General features: G+C 65.6%; 3 protein-coding genes. All 3 read right to left on the bottom strand.

Annotated features, from left to right (window positions below; all coding sequences use genetic code 11):
* Positions 1–947, bottom strand: a 947-nt coding sequence (locus H928_RS27065; protein ID WP_021026406.1) for a M48 family metalloprotease, incomplete at its 3' end; no start/stop codon positions are given.
* A gap of 66 nt (positions 948–1,013) precedes the next feature.
* Positions 1,014–1,607 carry a LemA family protein gene (locus H928_RS0110175; RefSeq protein WP_021026405.1) on the bottom strand — a complete coding sequence of 198 codons (594 nt, stop codon included), beginning with the start codon at positions 1,605–1,607 and terminating at the stop codon, positions 1,014–1,016.
* 214 nt (positions 1,608–1,821) lie between these two features.
* Positions 1,822–2,220 (bottom strand): group II truncated hemoglobin, encoded by a 399-nt coding sequence (locus H928_RS0110170; RefSeq protein WP_021026404.1) that lies wholly within the window; start codon positions 2,218–2,220, stop codon positions 1,822–1,824.
* Positions 2,221–2,411: the final 191 nt, after the last annotated feature.

The following is a 2,411-nucleotide window of genomic DNA, read 5'->3' as shown; positions in this document are numbered from 1 at the left end:
TGCCAGAAGTCATGCATCTCTTCGATGCTGTGCACCTCCAGCAGCAGCATATGCTCCATCAGCGGCGAATAGGCCCCGGCTGCGCCGCCACGGGGCTGCAGGGCATCGGCCTGCAAGGGGTAGTCCTGCTGCCACAGCGCCTTGCGCAGCACGCGGCCCAGGCCATCGGGGTTGCGGGTCCACTGCACGGCGCGGGCATCGGCCAGGTATTCGCGCTGGCGCGATACGGCTGCCTTGAGCGCCTGCGCCGCCAACCAGCCCAGCCAGCCCACGGCCATCAGCGGCCGGCCAAACAGCGACACACCGCGCTCGACCCAGTCGCGCCCGTAGTTGAACAGCATCTCCAGCCCGAACACATAGCCGGCCAGCTCCATGTTGAGACGCGTATCGCCCTCGTGCAGATGGGACAGCTCATGCGCGACCACGCCCTTGAGCTCGTCGCGGCTGAGGTATTCCAGCGCGCCCATGGACACCACGATCACCGCATCCTCAGCTTCCCAGGCGGCGGCAAAGGCATTGAGCGAGCGGTCACGCGGCAGCACCATGGCCTGGGGCCGCTGGGCGCCGGCGGCAATGCACAGCTCCTCGACAATGTTCTGGTACTGCTGCTCGGCATGCGATACCGATGGGCGCAGCTCGCGCGCGCCCAGCTGCCTGGCCAGGTGCAAGCCGCCCTGGCGCAGATTGCTGCGCTTGATCCAGGCGCCGCCCAGCACCATCAGGCTGACGATGCCGATATTGGTGGCCAGAAAACCGGCCGGGTAATGCACGGCGACCTGCTCCAGCCGCAGTTGGCTGAAGGCTACTGCCACCAGCGCGGGCGTCCAGAACACCAGCGCCAGCACCAGGTGCACGCCCAGCGCAATGCCCAGCACCAGCAGCGCAAAAGCGGCCACCAGGCCCCAGGTGCGGCGCCTTGCGCTGGCTTGAAAATCCCAGAAGTTCATGTCTGCGCCGCTGCGGCCTCACAGCGCAGCGCGCCGCCGTGGTCTTGGGCCGCGGCCTTCATCGGCTTAGAACTGCACGCGAACGGCTTCGCGCTCCTGGGCATTTTGCGTCGATTGCAGCATCGGCATCGCATGAAAGCCCAGCATCGAGGCCACCACAATCGCCGGGAAGGCGCGCGAAGCGTTGTTGAATGCCAGCACCTGGTCGTTATACGCCTGGCGCGCATAGCCAATGCGGTTTTCGGTGCTACCCAGCTCTTCGCTGAGCGAGCGCATCGTGTCATCGGCCTTGAGGTCCGGGTAGCTTTCGGTCAGCACCATCAGGCGGCCCAGGGCGCCGCCCAGCGCGCTCTCGGCGGCCACCATGGCATCGGCCACCTCTGGTTTGCTGGGGGCTGCGCGCAGCGCACTGGCCGCTGCCTGGGCCTGGCCACGCGCGCGGATCACCGCTTCCAGGGTCTGGGACTCGTGCTCCAGGTATTTCTTGGCCACCGCCACCAGGTTGGGCACCAGGTCGTAGCGGCGCTTGAGCTGCACATCGATTTGCGCCAAGGCATTGCTGGTGCGGTTGCGCAAGGCCATCAAGCGGTTGTAGACCAGCACGCCCCAGACCAGCAAGGCGGCCACCAGCGCCGAAACCACCATCAAATTGGTATTCATAACCCTCATCCACCCTCTTCGTTTTTAGTGGCTTGATTATGGGCCATAGCGCTGCGGCGCCCCAATAGGGAATGCAAACCAGCGTGGACGTTGCATTTTGCGAACCCGGTGCATGACAGAAGTCAAGAAATCAGGTAATGGGCGGCGGGCCGCCCGCGGCAGACGGGGCGCTGCACAGAATGCCTGCGCAACCCAGCAGCGGCTCGGGTCTGGGTCAGCGGTTGCGCATCCAGTCCGCAGTCTGGAAAAAGCTCTGGCCCAGGCGGCTGCGCAGTTCCTCATCGACGCCGACATCGCCCATCGCCTGGTCCATGCAGGCCAGCCACTGGTCGCGCTCCAGAATGCCGATCGAAAACGGCATATGGCGCATGCGCAGGCGCGGGTGGCCAAAGCGCTGCTGGTAATGGTCGGGGCCGCCCAGCCAGCCGCAGAGAAACCAGAACAGCTTGTCGCGCGCATCCTGCAAGCTGCTGCCATGGGCGTCCCGCAATTCCTTGTAGCCGGGCTCCAGGTCCATCAGGTCATAGAAGCGGTCCACCAGCGCCCGCACCTGGTCCTCGCCGCCGATCCATTCAAAAGGGGTGTCAAACGGGGGCTTTTCTTCGATGTGCATAGAGGGCTCTCAGGGTACGCAGGGGCAGAGGATCAGGCAGCGGGCGCTGCGCCTGCACAGCGCCCACAGTCCTGTCACCCGCGATATTACCGCTCTATGGCGCAGCATTCACACCGCTTCGCGCAAAGTCACGACGACCGGGCGGCGCAGCACCTCGCGCAGGCCCCACCAGCCTGCCACCAGCGCCAGCA

The sequence above is a fragment of the Comamonas sp. B-9 genome (genome assembly GCF_000410635.1).
Taxonomy (GTDB): Bacteria; Pseudomonadota; Gammaproteobacteria; order Burkholderiales; family Burkholderiaceae_C; genus Comamonas.
This window is presented reverse-complemented; position numbering and strand designations above follow the sequence as displayed.

Coding starts and splice junctions, on each gene's coding strand:
- H928_RS0110175 (WP_021026405.1), bottom strand. CDS start 1,607: ATGAATACCAATTTGATGGTGGTTTCGGCGCTGGTGGCCGCCTTGCTG.
- H928_RS0110170 (WP_021026404.1), bottom strand. CDS start 2,220: ATGCACATCGAAGAAAAGCCCCCGTTTGACACCCCTTTTGAATGGATC.